Below are 17,044 nucleotides of genomic sequence, written 5' to 3' on the forward strand. Positions count from 1 at the left end.
TATGAAAATAGATATAAATGTTGATATGGGGGAAAGTTTTGGTAGATACACCTTGGGCAATGATGAGGAAGTTATGAAGTATATAACCTCTGCTAATATAGCTGCGGGATTTCATGCAGGAGATTCTTTAGTAATGGAAAAGACAATACAATTTGCTAAAAAATACAATGTCGCAGTTGGTGCACATGTGGGGCTTAATGACAAACAGGGCTTTGGCAGAAGAGAAATTAATTTGACTCCAGAAGAATTGAGGGCAGATGTCATCTATCAACTTGGGGCTTTAGATGGTTTTCTAAAAGTAAATAATTTAAAGATGCAGCATATTAAGCCTCATGGGATATTGTATCGTATGGTTTCTGAATATGAGAAATATGTAGATTGTTTTTTAGATACAGTTAAAGAGTATAATCCAGAGCTTTATGTTGTACTTCCCGAAAATACCATTGCCTTTGGAAGGGGAAAGCAAAAAGAACTTAAAATGGTTTCAGAAATGCTGGTTGATTTAGATTATGATGATTCTGGTAATTGGGTACTTGAGAGAACTAAAAAAGCTCGCTCTCCTAAAGAAGTTGCAGAGAGGGCACTTATGGTAGCTAAAGATAAGAAAATTGAAACCGTAACTGGCAAGCTTATAAAGGCTGATGCAATCACAGTATGTGTCCACGGCGATTCTCCCAATGCTGTTGAAGTAGTGAAGGAAATTAAAGAAGTGTTGATATCAAATGGCGTAGAATTAAGTAGTATATCAAATATATATGTTTAAAGGAGGAAGTATATGAAGCCAAAAATTCCTATAGAAATTGTAGTTGCTGTACTTGCTGCTCTTTCCTGTTTAGTTTCATTGCCTGGACTAGGATTTCCAGTATGGGCACTGTTTATAGGATGGGCCTGGTATTTTGCTTTAGGTGCAACCCCCTCTACTATGAAGAGTATATATCCTTCAATGTTACCAGGGGCCTTGCTGGCAGTACTTTGCATATTCCTTATTAATGGCTTTGGAAAGATTATGCCATCAATGCCGGCAATGATGATAGCAGTACTTATAACTGTATTTTTACTTATGGTTTGTTTGAAAATTCCTTATACCAATTGTTCTCTGTCTGCATTTAATGCATATTCAACTACATTTGCAGTATTTTATGGAGGATTTTTCCCAAAGACGGGAGTACAGAGTTATGATATTTTGATGGCTTTAGTATGGGCATTAATTGGTAATGCATTAGGGCCTGTTTTCGGATACTTAAGTATAGTTCTTACAATACCAGTTAAAGATAAACAATAATTATATTGATTTCTAATTTAGCCCGGTGATTTATGAATAAAAACACTGGGTTAAATTTTGTATTAACTCCTTTAAACAATAAATGTAATATATTTCTACAAAATTTTAAAAAAACAGTTTGAAGGAAAAGTAAATCTTTTGTAGAATAATCTAATAGGGAGAGTGATATATATGTCAAATCATTTAGAAGGAAAATTTAGCACATTTGATGGCATTGAGTTATTTTATACTAAAGATGTAGTGGATTGTGCCAGGGCAGTAGTTGTAATAGTGCATGGACTTTGTGAACATTCAGGGAGATATGGGTATTTTACAGAAAAGTTAAATCAATTTAACTATACCGTTTACAGGTTTGATAATAGAGGACATGGAAAATCCGAAGGAGAAAGAGGATATGTAGAAGATTTTCAGTATTTCTTTCAGGATGCTGATAAAGTGGTAAACATGGCTCAAGAAGAAAATAAAGAAATTCCTGTTTTTATGTTCGGTCATAGTATGGGAGGATTTATTACAGCAGGTTATGGAATGAAATATAAAAATAAATTAAAAGGCCAAATATTATCAGGAGCTGCAGTTTTAGAACCTCCAGCTTTTAAAAGCTTAAAAGAGAATGATTATTTTGAAAAAAATCCAAGGGAAAAATCTCCTAATCTTTTAGCCAAACTCATGTGTAGAGATAAAGTGGTGATTGAAGATTATAATAATGATCCTCTCGTATTAAGGGAAACTAATATAAAACTCTTGGGAGAATCATTTATAAAGGGATCTAAATGGATTGGAGAAAATGTAAAAAGTTATGAGTATCCTTGTCTTATTCTTCATGGGGAAAAGGATAGAATAGTTAGAAAAGAAGAATCTGAATGGCTTTTTAACAATATAAGTTCAAAAGATAAGTCTATAAAAATATATCCTGAATGTTATCATGAAATATTAAGTGAAAAAGATCAAAAAGAAAATGTTATAGAAGATATACATAAATGGATTGAAAAAAGAATTTAGAAAAGTTATTAAATATATTTGAAATAATAGTTTTTACAGATTACAGCTTAAATGCACTTTGCATTAAGCTGAATTTTTATATGGTATAATTGAAATATTGATATTTAATAGATATAGGAGGCAGGTATATTATGGCAGATATAAAATATGATATAAGAGAAACTATAGGAATGATTTCAGAATCACCAAAGGGATGGAAAAAAGAATTGAACTTAATCAGTTGGAATAATAATGCTCCTAAATTTGATATTAGAGATTGGTCACCTGAACATACAAAAATGGGTAAGGGTATTACTTTAACAAATGAGGAATTAAAAAAGCTAAAAAATATACTAAATGAAATGAAATTATAGAAGATATGAATTTATTTAAAAATTTTGGAGGAATATCATGAATAAATTACAGCAAATATTGGATTATAATCGTTGTTTTGTAGAGAATAAAAAATATAATAAATATACTACCTCTAAACATCCGGATAAAAAGTTGGTGATTTTATCGTGTATGGATACTAGGTTAACAGAGCTTCTTCCAAAGGCGTTGAATTTTAAAAATGGGGATGTGAAACTTATTAAGAATGCCGGTGCTTCTGTGATGCATCCCTTTGGCAGTATAATGAGAAGCATTGTAGTTGCTGTATATGAATTTCAGGCAGATGAAGTTCTGGTAATTGGTCACCATGATTGTGGTATGAGTAATTTAAATTCAGATAAAATTTTAGAACAGGCCGTAAAGCGGGGAATTGCCCAAGATGTGATAATAACTTTATCTGATGCTGGCATTGATATAAAAAAATGGCTGCAAGGGTTTAATTCTGTAGAAGAATCTGTAAAAGAAAGTGTGAGTTTAATAAAAAAGCATCCTTTAATTCCAGGAGATATAAAAATTCATGGGTTAATAATGGATCCCGAAACAGGAAAATTAGAAGTTATTGTTAATGGATATTAAAAAAGTGAGAAAATCTTTAATTAATTGGAGATTTTTCATGTAATGTATTGATAGGTTAACTGTTTAAAAATATTTTCCCAATAAATTTTTATTATACATAATTATAATAAATTTGAATATATAAATAATATCAAATAACCATCATTAATTATAAGACTGGATTTATGGAGAATCAACTACTATAAATTAAGTATGCAGGTAGTAAGCTAGTCATAATCGTGTGATCCTTAGATTCAGGTGGAGTTTGATTATAATAAAAAATTATTGGGGGAGATGAGGGTTTTATGCAGGATACCGTATTGTTAAGTAAAATATCAAGAGGGTTGGATGAATGTTGTAAAAAAGAAAGAATTTCAAAAGTAAATAGCATGTCTGTTATTGTAAATAAACGCAGTTGTATTAATTCTAATAATCTATTTGAATATCTTAAAAATTATAATGAAAATATAATAGACATTTGTACACAGATAAAAATTGAAATTGGAGATTTGCCGGATGAAACCGCTATTATTAGAAATATAGAAGGGGACTTATATTGAAGAATAGTTAAGCTTTCTTAGATTCAATCTGAATTGTTTTTTTACAGCACTAAAAGATTCCTGTGACTGTTATCATGGGAATCTTTTTGATATTAAATAAATTTATCATGTTTGGGTTGTCAATTGATGAAGGGTATTTTATCAAACCTTGGATATGGATTAAAGTAAATGTCATTTACTGATATCCATTTTTTTTGTCTATTGCTTCATCTTTAATTTCTGCTCTCATGGAATTAAGAGATTTTTTCCTTCTTTCATTCTTTTCTATTAGTGTTTTTTCCATTTTTTCATCATCTGTTTTTTCAATCATTTCTTCTGCAAGATTGATATTTTTAATATTATTACTGATATTGTTCTGAATTCTATCTACGTTATTTGTTCTGTCATCTGGCTTATTCTTCATATTTGTGTATCTCCTTTTACTTAATGTGTATTTTATATAATTACAATAGTTATTTTAATAAAGTGAATAAACTTATTTAAAATTAATTTTTTAATTTAGGTAATTTTTAAATTCTAAAGATAGTGTTACCGTAAGGTAAAATTTTTATTCAATTTCCGGTGGCAGACAATAGTATATATAAAAAGTGAAAAGCCTTAAAATATAAATAATTATTATAAAAATTATATTGATATTAATTAAGTATAAATGTTATAATATAAGAAATTATGACTATAATTGTTATTTAATAGTACTTATTTACCGCTATAATTTTATTCGAAGTAAATTTATTTTTAGGAGTATTTTTGTTGTCAAAAATATATAAGATGATGGCATTTACAAGAAAGTACGTGAAAAACAATTATGAAAAACTAGGTTATAGAGGGGAAGAGAAGATACTATGGAAATTGTAGATAGGCGCAATAAAATTGTCGCAAAGATGACAATTTTTATTTGCGCTTTACTTATCGTATATTTATTTGCGTCAGTGTATTTTATAAAGCATTTATATTTTGGTTCTAAGATTAACGGTAGAAATGTATCAGGCAAAACGGTGGAAGAAATTAAGAAACAAATGACATCAGAGCTGAATACATATATTTTGAATATAAAAGAAAGAAACGGTAAAAAAGAACAAATAAAAGCAAGTGATATTAATTTAAAGTATAAATCAGATGAACAATTTCAGGATTTTAAAGATGAACAGAATCCTTTTAAATGGGTCTTATCATTTTTAAATACAAAGAGTTCTAATATGACAGCTGAGGTTTTATACAATAAAGAACAGTTAACAAAACAGGTGGACAATCTATCTTGTTTTACGTCCAGCGATATAATTGAGCCTAAAGAGCCTAGTTTTAAATATGTAGGTAATTCCTTTGTTATTATAGATCAAGTAAAAGGCAATAAGGTAGATAAAGATATTCTACTAAAATGTGCATCAGATGCCGTATCTAAAATGGAGCCTACAATAGATTTAGAATCTGCCAATTGTTACATAACTCCAAAGTATACTTCAAAATCTAAAAATGTTATAAAAGCTAGGGATGTGCTCAATAAATATGTGGCTTCAAAAGTTACATATACTTTTGGAGATAGTAAAGAAATTTTAGATGGTTCAACAATTAATAAGTGGTTTATAATTGATGACAATTTTAATGTTACACTTGATGAGGAAAAAGTAAAAGAATATGTAAAATCACTTGCTAATACTTATAATACCGTTGGTAAAACGCGAAGTTTCCATACATCATCAGGAAACACTTTAAATGTTAGTGGTGGTACCTATGGTTGGCAAATTAATATTAATAAAGAAGTACAGGATTTAATTGAGGTAATAAAACAAGGACAAACTGTAACAAAAGAACCAGCATACAATCAAACTGCAGTTTCCCACAGCAGCAATGATATTGGAAATACATATGTAGAAATAGATATGGGAAATCAACATATGTGGTTTTATAAAAATGGTTCACTGATAGTAGAAGGAGATGTTGTTACAGGTAATGTAAGTTTAAATACTGCAACACCTGGAGGAATTTACAAATTAGAATATAAAGAAAAAAACGCTACTTTAAAGGGGCAGGATTATAACTCTCCTGTTAGTTTCTGGATGCCATTTAATGGAGGCATTGGGATTCACGATGCAAGTTGGAGGAGTGTATTTGGAGGGGAAATTTACAAGACAAATGGTTCTCATGGGTGTGTAAACTCACCATATGGTTTAGCACAGACAATATTTCGTAATATTGACGTAGGTACTCCTATTGTATGCTATTATTAGAAAATTTTTTAGAATATCAAGTGATCCAGAGGTTTAGAGTGGCAGCTAATTCTAGCTTTTGGATAAAAAGATTCCCAGATTTATATCATGGGAATCTTTTTTGCTGTAAAGTAACTCTACCACGTCTGGCTTGTTTTGATAGAGGATATTTTATCAGTTCTTGAAGATGCATTAAAATAAATATCCGCTAATTGTTTGAAGTTTGGTCTTGTAACAGAATCTAATAGGTATGCTGAATGTGTTGCTCCTATAATTCGACGTTTGTTTAATGCTGCAATTATTTCATCTGCATTTTTTATGCCTATTCCATGGCCATAATATTTCCCGTTTCCCAGTACAATTACATTTTCACCTTGCCATTCTGGAGTTATAGGATTCACTTCAGGATTTTTAAAGTATCTGCAATCTCCTGGTAAATAAACATCCACATCAGTAAGAACATCTAAGGAAAGATTTTCATCTGTGTTCTGCCAATCCATTAAATATATATGTTTAAAAGTGGAGTCAAAAATTTTTTCGCGGAAAGAGCTAAGACAACCTCTGTAATATACTATGACTATTGCTGTAGCACATTCTGTACCATATTTACTGCTGTTTTTATAGATGTCATCAATGGCAGCAGAGGCTTTTATTCCTTCCTTCAATAGAAAACCACCTTGTTTTGTCCTTTCCCAGTACTCTGGGTTGCATATTGATTTACGAAAAGTACGAAAACGAAACTTACTCATACTTAATTTTATAGATGCATCTACAATATTTTTTCTTAGATCCAGTTCCAATTTCAATTCTTCCAGGGAATTATAATAATAAGTTTGGCTGCTTGAGGAAAGTTCATTAAGAATATATCTTTCTATGCTGTTATCTTTATATTGAGCTATTATTGAATTTATATCAAAATTACTGTTTGAAATTTTAATCATTGTAATACTCCTATTCTAGCAATTTTTATCTGTTTTTCCAGGGAGTATTCACACCATATATGCCATAAATATATATTTTTATAATGTATTCTAAATGAAAAATTTGCAAGCAGCACTTTGGTATTATAATCCAATTTATTAAACTGGTTTAATAAATTGGATTCTTTTTTTGATGGAGAACATAAAGCTTTTCCAGTATTAGGGGAAATACTTTTACATAAATATTTACCTTCAAGAACTATCTTATAAGGTTTAGGATTTGTAGTCTGGTGAAAACTTTCACCAGTATATTTTAAAAATGCACTATTTTCTTTCATCCAATTTAAAAATATCGTGTATTTTCTTTCTTTGGTAGTGACCTTATCTATTCCTGGTATAAAGTTCAATAGCTTAGATGCTATTTTAACGTCTTCTACATTGGAAGATAGCAAGCGTTCTCCAATAATATTTAAGCTTTTTGGATTGGCACATTCAAAAAAACCCCATACCAAATCATGGATGAAAAATCCTTTTTTATATCTCTTAAAAATCATATCTGCCATAATAGGAAGCAGGGTGGTATCTCTATAAACTTTTGTTAGAAGTATGGATGTAATGTCTAGGACTTGATCGTATTCATCATTTATACCATCATCATGAAATCCAGTTTCCAGTATCCACTTTAGAACTGAATGGATTATTTGTATATAATCAAATGATATTTGTTCTGATGCCAAATCATATTTTTTATCTGTTAGTATTTCTTTTACAATCAAAAGTGCTACTTTGTTTTTTTCTGTTAAACTGTTAAATAAGTTATTTCGCTGAAGTATTTCTTCAAGAATAAATAAAATATTAAATCCCAAATGCTTATCGTTGATAAAATCTAGTGCTTTTTTTAAATTTTTTTTAGATAATTGAAGGAAAAAGTTTTTTAAGTCATCTATTCCCTTGTCAATCCTGATTTTATCTAAAAAACTCAAGGTATTTGAATCTAAACTATACATGGATACTCTATATCTCCTTAATATATCTATCCATACATATTTATTTTTATAGATATAATTTATACTAATATATGATGAATTTTTTAAAAAATTATTTTAGCAATTTTCTAAACATATTTTCATGTTCTTCTTCTTCTCTTATGATAATGGATATAACTCTATAAATTCTATTATTTACATCATTTATATTTTGTAGTAATCTACCTTGAATATTTAAAAGAAGTGCTACATTGTTTCTTTCAAATTCTATGGCAAATTCAATTAAGTATCTGGAAGTATTTACTTCAGGAATTTTGATATTTTTTTTAAATTCAAATAAAAGTCCTGAAATTTTATCGTAGAGGTAAAAATCGATAGAATCATCCAATTTACCTTTCAAGCTAGATGACAGACTTTCATAATATTCAATATGTTTTTGTTCTTGTTTTGCAATAGTTTTAGCAAGTATACTAATTTCTTGAGATTCATTTTTAAAGTGTTCTTCTATTTTTAAGTACAGCTTTAACGACATATTTTCAATATCAATAAAACTTTGAAGTAGATCAAATATTTTATAAGTCACATTACTCAACTCCTGTTAAATGATTTGGATATTTTAGTGGAATTTTTATGTTTTAGAGAATCATTTTTAAGATGATTCTCTAAAATCTTCCGTTAAAGAATTGTTTATTGTCTATGGATATGGTAAATTGAGAATTTGTAATTAAATTTAAATCTGTATAAAATGAATTGTCTTTTGTCCAGAAAAACGCTAACATTAGTTTATTATCATTCTTAGGATTTTTAATAGTAAAAGCTCCATTTATATTTTCATTTTTAAAAGAAAAATTGTCACAGGAAATAGTATTTTTAGTTAAAAGTATTGGAAGATCGTCTTTCATAGAATTAAAGACTTTATTGTTCCATGGATTACCAAAGAGTATTATATTATTATTTTTTATATCCTCATCAGTTATATCTTTATCTTCTTTTATTGATATATCGCTGTTAGATGTCATAGTTTTTATAATATTATCCAGGGACTCTTTTTCATCTGTAGCTAAATTAGAGGGCTTTACTAGTAGGGCTTTTTCACCATTTAGTATTCTAAGCTGAAGACTGCCAAGAATTAATCCGTTGTTTTCTTCTAAATTTTTAAGCATATTCCTATATTGTTCATTTGCTAGTTTTTCTATTTGTTCATCTGTAAGCTTCAAATTTTCAGCAATATAATTGTTGGAATTTAGAGAAGCTTTAATGATATCACTTACATTTTTGCCTGCCTTTTTTTCAATGACACTTAAGAATCCTTCTATGGATGAATTTTTAAATTTATACTCTTTAAAGTAAGTTTGCATTATATCCAAGAATACAGTATCTCCTACTCTTTTTCTTAAATCTTCGATTAAAAGAGGACCTTTACCGTATATAACCATAATATATGCAGTTGCATTACCATCATCATCAAATTTATCCACACCTGATCCTATGCTTGGAAATTTATATTGAGATGAAAGTGCTCCAATACTTTCATTACTATATGCAGGTATCATATTTAGTATGCCATTTTGGGAATATTCACCTTCAGTTTTTTCAAAGTAATAGGCTGTGGAAAAAGTTGCTAAAGACTCATCTAAGAATGGTTCTTTAAATTCATTATTGCCCACAGTTACATACCACCATTGATGACTTACTTCGTGAACCGCAGCTTGTGAAATAAATGAATCCTCATATAAACTGGATATATATTGATCGTTATTAGAACTTGGTATCTTCTCAGGATACGTTGGCATTTGAATTATTTGAGGATATTCCATTGCTCCTCCAGATAGGTGACTTTCCATTAAGTCTAACTCATCGTAAGGATATTTACCAAATTGCTGGCTGAAAAATTCAACTGCACTTACAGCTGAATCCAGAACATCTTCAGCGGTACTAGTATCACTATAGCCTTCTTTAGCTAAGTAATAACTGTTTACTTTTATTCCATCTATTTCTTTAGACAGAACCTTGTAATTAGGACTCATTATAATGACAAAATCCCTTACACTGCTGGCGTTTAAATTCATTATTTTACTATTTTCATCAGAAGATTGTTCCTTTTCCTCTCCAGTAGATGCCACTACATAATCTTTAGGAACTTTCAAGTTTATGTCATAGTCGGCTGTATCGCTGTAATTGGACTCTCCTACTACATTGAAAACATTTTCATCCCATTTGTTCTCTTTATTATCGTACATTGATAGTATAGGATACCAATTGGTTAAAGAGTAGTCATTGTCTATATATCCTAATCTTGAAGTTCCCATAGGTAATTTTAATTTAAAACTAATGGAAATTTTTATGTTTTTATTGATTTCAAGAGATTCATTTAAACTTATTTTCAGTATTTGATCATCTTGAGTGAACTTCATATCTTTTTTATTCACAATGACTTTGGTTATATATATATATCCTTTTTGTGATTCAGTTAAATCTTCCATACCAGTTATACCGACTAGGGAGGGCATGGTTTCTTTTTTGTTATAAGAGTCTGGATAAAGGTGAAATACTATATCATTTAAGCTTGTACCAGTGTTATTTTTAATAGTGACTTCTTCACTTCCTGTCAAGGTTTTAGTATTTGCATTAAAGTTTAGATCCATGCTGTACTTTGCAGGAAGAGTTGAAGCTTTAACAATTCCAGTTTTAAATAAACACGGAGTCAATAGAGTTAAAAAAGAGATTAAAATAATATTCCTTGTTTTATTAAAGTTCATCTTAACATCACATCCTTTATTAATAAAGTTATTTTTAAAATAGTATAGTTATCAAATAAAATGTATTTTATGTAAATTATATCATATATTATGGAAATAAAGTATGGAATTGTCCTCTTTATTTTGGATAAAATCTAGAAAAATTATTAAAAAATAAATTATAATGATAAAAAGGGGGGAATTTAAGATGTTTAAACTATCTACTCATGGTGAAATAATCAGTAGATCTTTCAATAGGTGCATTAAATATTATATGGAAAAGGGTATACCCAGACCCAAACGAATACTTAACAGCAAGGAATTAGAAAACCTAATAAAGAAGAATAATGAGATTATAAAAATAGCAAGACCGTTTATGGAAATACTTTACGATTTTTTAAAAAAATCAGGTTTTTCATTGTATCTTGGGGATAAGAACGGGATTGTATTAACTATTATAGGTGACAAAGATATAGTAATAGAGCAAGCAAAAGCTGGAATAGTAGAAGGTGCTGATATGAGTGAAAAAAGTGCAGGCACAAATGCAATGGGAACTGCTATCTTTGAAGATTCATCAGTTCAAATTTCAGGTGAGGAACATTTCATAAACATTTTTCAGATTTATACATGTTGTGCTTCTGTTATACACAATGAACAGGGAGATATAATAGGATGTCTAAATCTAACTGGAAAACGGAAACTTGCCCATCCTCATACATTGGGACTTGTTGTATCAGCAGTAAAGTCCATTGAAAATGACTTGAAATTACATAAATCTCAAAATGAATTGTTTAAAGCATACCAATACTTGAATAAAATTATGAATTCCATAGATTTTGGAATTTTAGCTGTAGATAATAATGGAATGGTTAAAGCTATAAATAATAGTGCCTGTAATATGCTTGGAATAAATAGAAAATATATTATAGATAAAAATGTACATAAGGTTTTATATAATTGGCAATATATACTTGATGAGTTGAAATCAGGAAATGTATATAAGGATAAAGAAATTTTATACTCAGATAAAAAGAAGAGGTTCAATTTAAATGTGTATCCAATAAAGGATAAAAGTGATGATGTCACTGGAATGGTGGTTATATTTAAAGATATTCAGAATATATATAATCTGGTTAATAAATACATGAGTGGATCTGTTACTTATACATTTGATGATATAATTGCTAAAAGTGAAAAAATGATAAATTTGAAAGAACAGTTAAAAAACATATCTAATAGTCCTTCCACCGTATTAATCCAGGGAGAAAGTGGTACAGGTAAGGAGCTTATTGCACAATCCATCCACAATAGCAGTGATAGAAAAAATAAAAGTTTTATAGCCATAAATTGTGGTGCCATACCAAAAAACTTAATAGAAAGTGAATTGTTTGGATATGAAGAGGGGGCATTTACAGGGGCAAAACATGGAGGACGTGCAGGAAAATTTGAACTTGCAAATGGGGGTACTTTATTTTTAGATGAAATTGGGGAAATGCCTTTGGATATGCAAGTAAATCTTTTAAGGGTTCTTCAGGAGAAGTGTATTACGAGAATAGGGGGAAACAGATATATAAAAATAGATGTGAGAATAATTGCAGCTACCAATAAAAACTTGAGGAAAGAAATAAAAAGGGGGACATTTCGTGAAGATTTATATTATAGATTAAATGTAATACCTATATATGTGCCGCCACTGAGAGAAAGGGACATGGATGTAAAAATACTTATAGATTATTTTTTAGAAATAAAGGCTTTTAAACTTAAAAAACCTGTTCCAACAATAAAACCTCATATATATGAAAAACTTTTAAGCTATAATTGGCCTGGAAATGTCAGAGAATTAGAAAATTGTATTGAAAACATTGTAAACATGAATGGAAGTACATCTTTCTATTTCCAAAACAATCCTTCAGAAAATAAACAAAACGGCTCTTATGACCAAAGCTTCAAGTACAATATGTGTTCATTGGAAGAATGGGAAAAGAGGGCAATAGTAAATTGTATAAATAATTGTGATGGTAATATATCAAAAGCTTCTAAAATTTTAGGAATAAATAGAAGTACATTATACGCAAAGATAAAAAAATATGAAATCAATTTTTTTTAAAGCGTATGAAAAAACAACACCGTTGTAAAAAACAACACTATTTCTTAAAAAAATGTTGCTTTTTACAACAATTTTTTAAATGATTATTTTTATTCTTATAAAATATCTAGCTATAGCAAATCTTCTCATAATAAAAAATGCATTGGCATAGTAATTGCTGATATATTGAATTTATAGAATATAATTTTTAGAAGTTTGTAAATTGGCATGAATTCAATAATAAGGAGGAAAGTAATGGGAAGATTTACTTTGCCCAGGGATATTTACTTTGGTGAAAATGCCCTGGAAAATTTAAAAAATTTAGATGGAAATAGAGCAGTAGTTGTCGTAGGTGGGGGCTCCATGAAAAGGTTTGGATTCTTGGATAAAGTTGAAGAATACTTAAAAAAGGCAGGTATTGAAATTAAATTAATAGAAGGTGTGGAACCTGATCCATCTGTGGATACTGTTGTAAATGGCGCTAAAATAATGAGAGATTTTAAACCAGATTGGATAGTAGCTATGGGGGGAGGATCGCCCATTGATGCTGCTAAAGCAATGTGGATATTTTATGAATACCCTGATTTTACATTTGAGAAGGCAATAGTGCCCTTCGGACTTCCTAAATTAAGGGGGAAAGCACAATTTATTGCTATACCTTCTACAAGTGGAACGGCAACTGAAGTGACAGCATTTTCTGTAATAACGGATTATAGATCTAAGATTAAATATCCTCTTGCAGATTTTAATCTTACACCTGATGCAGCTATAATAGACCCAGCTCTTGCAGAAACAATGCCCAAAAAGCTCACAGCACATACTGGGATGGATGCACTTACCCACGCAATAGAGGCGTATGTGGCGAGTTTGCATTCGGATTTTTCAGATCCACTTGCCATGCATGCTATAATCATGATTCATAAATATTTATTGAAATCCTATGAAGGAGATAAAGAAGCTAGGGGACATATGCACATAGCCCAGTGCCTTGCTGGAATGGCATTTTCAAATGCACTTCTTGGAATAACTCATGGCATAGCTCATAAAACTGGTGCAGTATTTCACATACCTCATGGGTGTGCTAATGCTATATACTTACCTTATGTTATAGATTTTAATAAGAAGGTTTGTTCAGAAAAATATGTTGAAATAGCTAAAAGACTCAAGCTTCCAGGAAATAATGAAGATGAATTAATAGATTCATTAACTGAAATGATTCGTGATATGAATAAAAAGATGGATATTCCTCTCACAATAAAGCAATATGGTATAAGTGAAATCGATTTTAATGAAAATCTAGATTTTATAGCTCATAATGCTATGATGGATGCTTGTACTGGATCAAATCCGAGAAAAATAACTGAAGAAGAGATGAAAAAGCTTTTACAATATATGTATAATGGGCGAAAAATCAATTTTTAAGAGATGATGATAGCTCACCCGACCCATTAGTTAAAGTAGTCGGCTTATAATTATATTAAAATATACCACTACAATTTAAAAGATAATAAAGAATGTGGACAAGGTCCACATTCTAACTGGTTATATTTATTTTTAGAATTAGTCCATGTTTGTTCTGAAATATTTAATTCCAGTTAAGATACATTAATCTCGTCAAGAGTTCTACCTTTAGTTTCAATGCCTATTATAGCAACTACTACAGCAACTGCTGCAAATACTATAGTTAATATGATAAATACATAAGTGAAGCCAACTTGGTTACCCTTAGCTTCATATATTAGTCCAACTATATAAGGAGCAGCAATAGCGCCAATACGACCAATTGCAGCTGCCCAACCAACTCCACTGCCTCTTACACTCGTAGGGTAAACTTCTGGAGTATAAGCATATACAGCCCCCCAGGCACCTAGACTGAAAAAGTAGAGTAAACATCCGAAAGCAAGCACAGTAGTTACAGAGACTGCTTGACCAAATAAGTATGATGACAGAGCAGTGCCTATAAGGTAAACTACTAAAACCGGCTTACGGCCAATTTTTTCTATTAGGTAGGAAGCACTATAATATCCTGGTAACTGTGCAATACTCATAATTAATATAAATTGAAAGCCCTTTACTAAGCTGAAACCTTTGCCCACAAGTAAAGTAGGAGTCCATAAAACAAAACCATAATAACCAAAATTAATACCCAACCATAAAATCCATAACACAAAAGTACGCCTAAAATAAGTTTTATTCCATAAATCTGAAAGGGTTGTGACACTTATTTTCCCTTTTATCTGGTCATCTATAGCCACTTCACTGGTATTTATCCCAGCCTGGTGCTCCATTTTACTTACGATTTCATCTGCTTCCTTGAAACGTCCTTTTTGTTCCAGATATCGAGGAGATTCTGGAATATTTCTTCTCAGATAAGCCGCATATAGTGCCGGTATTCCTCCCAAGAAAAATCCAATACGCCATCCATAAACAGGAATTAAAAGGTAAGCAATTAAAGCTGCAGCAATCCATCCCCAAGCCCAAAAGCTTTCAAGTAAAACAACCATTCGACCACGTGCCTTAGCAGGGGAGAATTCACTAACCAAAGTAGACGCTGCCGGCAGTTCACCACCTAAGCCCAATCCAGTTAAAAATCTTAGGAAGAGCAGTACAGTAAAATTAGGGGCGAGCCCGGATACGGCACTAGCCAATCCATATAGTACAAGAGTAAATGTAACAACTGTTCTTCTACCCCACCTGTCAGCTGCCATTCCAGCTACGGCAGCACCAATGGCCATTCCCACTGCGGAAGCACTTCCCAATAAACCGAGATCAGCAGGGGTGAGTTGCCATGATTTTCCGATTGCAGCCATTACGCCAGATACCATACCCTGATCCATGGCATCAAACAACCAGCCTATACCTGCTAAGAATAGCACTTTCCAAAGCATAGGTGTAACTGGCAACTTTTCGATTCTTTGCGAAATAGTACTCATTTAATTCATCTCGCTTTCTGTATTTATATATTTTTTTATCCAGTGTCTTTAGTTCTATGTAATACTATCACTATGTCTGTAATAATAACAATTTACTACATAAATATTCACCTCTAGATACTATAAATTTTATAACGTTAACATCTATATTATAATGTATATATAAGTGTAAATACAATAACTTTATTAATTTATTTAGAAGAATAGCAGTTAATTGTTAATGGAATCTGTATATTACGAATTGCTAAGGATCAATTTTAGAATTTGACATAGATATATATCTATTTTATAATTTAGTTACATAATGGAAAAAATAAGGAAGCGAAGATGAATATGATAACTTTTATTAAAACTGCAGTTGTAACTATAATAATATCATTTATATCTGGGTGGCTGCTAGACCACTATAAAAGCTTGGCACCTAAGATATTATGCAATGTTGGAAATGGTGTACCTATAAAGATAAATAACAAAAAGATTCATGCGTATGTAGTTACTATAACAAATGCATCAAATAAAATAATTCATGAACTAACTATAAATATACAAAGTTTAAAAAACAATTTACAAATTACAGATGCCAAAATAACGAAGGGTTTAAAATTTCACTCCTCAATAAAAGATAATGTTTTAGATGTTTCCATACCTTTTTTAAGTAAAAAGGATAAGTTTTCAGTTACATTATATATAGAGGACAAAGATGGATTGCAAAGCGAACCTTTTATTACAATTAGATCACCTGAAAAATTTAAAGAAATACGTTCTATAGGAAAAACAGGCAAGGTATCTTTATTGTCTGATAGACCCCAAAATATAAATGGTAAAATTTCTAAAAAAACTAGAAAAACTAAACCAATGTCTTTCAATAAAAAAACATTGGTGTCCATTACATCCATTATACTCGTTATTATGATTGGAATTTTAGGAAAATTTTATTTTAAAGGGCTATTTACTAGTGCAAAAACTACCGATAAAACCACTGTTCACCAACAGTCTACTGACAATACAGAATCATCAAATAAAACAACTAAAAATACAGATTCGAAAACTTCATCGAATAACACAAATGGAGATATAAACTCAAAGGTATCATCGGATGGAACGACTAAAAATACAGATTCGCAAACATCATCGGATGGAACAACTAAAAATACAGATTCACAAACATCATCAGATGGAACGACTAAAAATACAGATTCCAAAACATCATCAGATGGAACGACTAAAAATACAGATTCACAAACATCATCGGATGGAACGACTAAAAATACAGATTCCAAAACATCATCAGATGAGACAACTAAAAATACAAATTCACAAACATCATCAAATGAAACGACTGAGAATACAGCTAACTAGTATTATTTTAAGGTTCAAATGGAGAAAAACATTCTTTATGTACAAACTTC

The 17,044-nt window shown here is 30.4% G+C and carries 16 protein-coding genes; 10 read left to right on the forward strand and 6 right to left on the reverse strand.

Annotation, left to right across the window (positions count from 1 at the left end):
• The first annotated feature begins 1 nt into the window (after position 1).
• The 6 genes from BS101_RS03510 to BS101_RS03535 all read left to right on the forward strand — a co-directional run bounded on the left by BS101_RS03510 (position 2) and on the right by BS101_RS03535 (position 3,768).
• Positions 2–763, forward strand: a complete 762-nt coding sequence (locus tag BS101_RS03510; RefSeq protein WP_073537561.1) for a 5-oxoprolinase subunit PxpA — start codon at positions 2–4, stop codon at positions 761–763.
• A 12-nt stretch (positions 764–775) separates the two neighbouring features.
• Entirely contained in the window at positions 776–1,282 is a 507-nt protein-coding gene (locus BS101_RS03515; protein ID WP_073537562.1) for a DUF1097 domain-containing protein, read from the forward strand.
• 171 nt (positions 1,283–1,453) lie between these two features.
• Entirely contained in the window at positions 1,454–2,281 is an 828-nt protein-coding gene (locus BS101_RS03520; protein ID WP_073537563.1) for an alpha/beta hydrolase, read from the forward strand.
• A 131-nt stretch (positions 2,282–2,412) separates the two neighbouring features.
• Positions 2,413–2,634 carry a YdbC family protein gene (locus tag BS101_RS03525; RefSeq protein WP_073537565.1) on the forward strand — a complete coding sequence of 74 codons (222 nt, stop codon included), beginning with the start codon at positions 2,413–2,415 and terminating at the stop codon, positions 2,632–2,634.
• 37 nt (positions 2,635–2,671) lie between these two features.
• Positions 2,672–3,229: a beta-class carbonic anhydrase gene (locus BS101_RS03530; RefSeq protein ID WP_073537566.1), complete on the forward strand. Its 558-nt coding sequence runs from the start codon at positions 2,672–2,674 to the stop codon at positions 3,227–3,229.
• A gap of 284 nt (positions 3,230–3,513) precedes the next feature.
• Positions 3,514–3,768 carry a hypothetical protein gene (locus tag BS101_RS03535; protein WP_073537567.1) on the forward strand — a complete coding sequence of 85 codons (255 nt, stop codon included), beginning with the start codon at positions 3,514–3,516 and terminating at the stop codon, positions 3,766–3,768.
• 175 nt (positions 3,769–3,943) lie between these two features.
• Here BS101_RS03535 and tlp read toward each other — a convergent pair whose 3' ends face one another.
• Complete coding sequence (gene tlp / locus BS101_RS03540) at positions 3,944–4,171, reverse strand: small acid-soluble spore protein Tlp (RefSeq protein WP_073537569.1); 228 nt, start codon at positions 4,169–4,171, stop codon at positions 3,944–3,946.
• A gap of 439 nt (positions 4,172–4,610) precedes the next feature.
• On the opposite strand from tlp, the gene BS101_RS03545 reads away from it, so the two are divergent.
• The gene (locus tag BS101_RS03545; protein WP_073537570.1) at positions 4,611–5,993 is read left to right on the forward strand and encodes a L,D-transpeptidase family protein; all 1,383 of its coding nucleotides are present in this window, start codon (positions 4,611–4,613) and stop codon (positions 5,991–5,993) included.
• A gap of 116 nt (positions 5,994–6,109) precedes the next feature.
• On the opposite strand, the gene BS101_RS03550 is transcribed toward BS101_RS03545, so the two are convergent.
• The 4 genes from BS101_RS03550 to BS101_RS03565 form a co-directional block, all read right to left on the reverse strand.
• Positions 6,110–6,913: a protein-glutamine gamma-glutamyltransferase gene (locus BS101_RS03550; protein WP_073537571.1), complete on the reverse strand. Its 804-nt coding sequence runs from the start codon at positions 6,911–6,913 to the stop codon at positions 6,110–6,112.
• The gene (locus BS101_RS03555; protein WP_073537573.1) at positions 6,910–7,899 is read right to left on the reverse strand and encodes a hypothetical protein; all 990 of its coding nucleotides are present in this window, start codon (positions 7,897–7,899) and stop codon (positions 6,910–6,912) included. The genes BS101_RS03550 and BS101_RS03555 overlap by 4 nt, the downstream gene beginning before the upstream one ends.
• Positions 7,900–7,990: 91 nt before the next feature.
• The gene (locus BS101_RS03560; RefSeq protein ID WP_073537574.1) at positions 7,991–8,461 is read right to left on the reverse strand and encodes a ferritin family protein; all 471 of its coding nucleotides are present in this window, start codon (positions 8,459–8,461) and stop codon (positions 7,991–7,993) included.
• Positions 8,462–8,540: 79 nt separating this feature from the next.
• Entirely contained in the window at positions 8,541–10,637 is a 2,097-nt protein-coding gene (locus tag BS101_RS03565) for a M1 family metallopeptidase (RefSeq protein ID WP_073537575.1), read from the reverse strand.
• A gap of 187 nt (positions 10,638–10,824) precedes the next feature.
• On the opposite strand from BS101_RS03565, the gene BS101_RS03570 reads away from it, so the two are divergent.
• Entirely contained in the window at positions 10,825–12,723 is a 1,899-nt protein-coding gene (locus BS101_RS03570) for a sigma-54-dependent Fis family transcriptional regulator (protein WP_073537576.1), read from the forward strand.
• A gap of 234 nt (positions 12,724–12,957) precedes the next feature.
• Complete coding sequence (locus BS101_RS03575; RefSeq protein WP_073537577.1) at positions 12,958–14,124, forward strand: iron-containing alcohol dehydrogenase; 1,167 nt, start codon at positions 12,958–12,960, stop codon at positions 14,122–14,124.
• Between the two features lie 173 nt (positions 14,125–14,297).
• On the opposite strand, the gene BS101_RS03580 is transcribed toward BS101_RS03575, so the two are convergent.
• Positions 14,298–15,635 carry an MFS transporter gene (locus BS101_RS03580; protein ID WP_073537578.1) on the reverse strand — a complete coding sequence of 446 codons (1,338 nt, stop codon included), beginning with the start codon at positions 15,633–15,635 and terminating at the stop codon, positions 14,298–14,300.
• 327 nt (positions 15,636–15,962) lie between these two features.
• Here BS101_RS03580 and BS101_RS03585 point away from each other — a divergent pair, with 327 nt between their 5' ends.
• On the forward strand, positions 15,963–16,994 hold the full coding sequence (locus BS101_RS03585) for a hypothetical protein (protein ID WP_322977210.1): 1,032 nt from the start codon (positions 15,963–15,965) through the stop codon (positions 16,992–16,994).
• The last annotated feature ends 50 nt before the right edge of the window (positions 16,995–17,044 follow it).

It is taken from the genome of Clostridium kluyveri, from assembly GCF_001902295.1.
In the GTDB taxonomy this organism is placed as follows: Bacteria; Bacillota; Clostridia; order Clostridiales; family Clostridiaceae; genus Clostridium_B; species Clostridium_B kluyveri_B.

Bases quoted from the DNA above. Each gene is read 5' to 3' on its own strand.
- BS101_RS03575 (WP_073537577.1), top strand. From the start codon at position 12,958: ATGGGAAGATTTACTTTGCCCAGGGATATTTACTTTGGTGAAAATGCC.
- BS101_RS03585 (WP_322977210.1), top strand. From the start codon at position 15,963: ATGAATATGATAACTTTTATTAAAACTGCAGTTGTAACTATAATAATA.
- BS101_RS03525 (WP_073537565.1), top strand. From the start codon at position 2,413: ATGGCAGATATAAAATATGATATAAGAGAAACTATAGGAATGATTTCA.
- BS101_RS03510 (WP_073537561.1), top strand. From the start codon at position 2: ATGAAAATAGATATAAATGTTGATATGGGGGAAAGTTTTGGTAGATAC.
- BS101_RS03565 (WP_073537575.1), bottom strand. From the start codon at position 10,637: ATGAACTTTAATAAAACAAGGAATATTATTTTAATCTCTTTTTTAACT.
- BS101_RS03555 (WP_073537573.1), bottom strand. From the start codon at position 7,899: ATGTATAGTTTAGATTCAAATACCTTGAGTTTTTTAGATAAAATCAGG.
- BS101_RS03580 (WP_073537578.1), bottom strand. From the start codon at position 15,635: ATGAGTACTATTTCGCAAAGAATCGAAAAGTTGCCAGTTACACCTATG.
- BS101_RS03515 (WP_073537562.1), top strand. From the start codon at position 776: ATGAAGCCAAAAATTCCTATAGAAATTGTAGTTGCTGTACTTGCTGCT.
- BS101_RS03550 (WP_073537571.1), bottom strand. From the start codon at position 6,913: ATGATTAAAATTTCAAACAGTAATTTTGATATAAATTCAATAATAGCT.
- BS101_RS03545 (WP_073537570.1), top strand. From the start codon at position 4,611: ATGGAAATTGTAGATAGGCGCAATAAAATTGTCGCAAAGATGACAATT.
- BS101_RS03520 (WP_073537563.1), top strand. From the start codon at position 1,454: ATGTCAAATCATTTAGAAGGAAAATTTAGCACATTTGATGGCATTGAG.
- tlp (WP_073537569.1), bottom strand. From the start codon at position 4,171: ATGAAGAATAAGCCAGATGACAGAACAAATAACGTAGATAGAATTCAG.
- BS101_RS03535 (WP_073537567.1), top strand. From the start codon at position 3,514: ATGCAGGATACCGTATTGTTAAGTAAAATATCAAGAGGGTTGGATGAA.
- BS101_RS03530 (WP_073537566.1), top strand. From the start codon at position 2,672: ATGAATAAATTACAGCAAATATTGGATTATAATCGTTGTTTTGTAGAG.
- BS101_RS03570 (WP_073537576.1), top strand. From the start codon at position 10,825: ATGTTTAAACTATCTACTCATGGTGAAATAATCAGTAGATCTTTCAAT.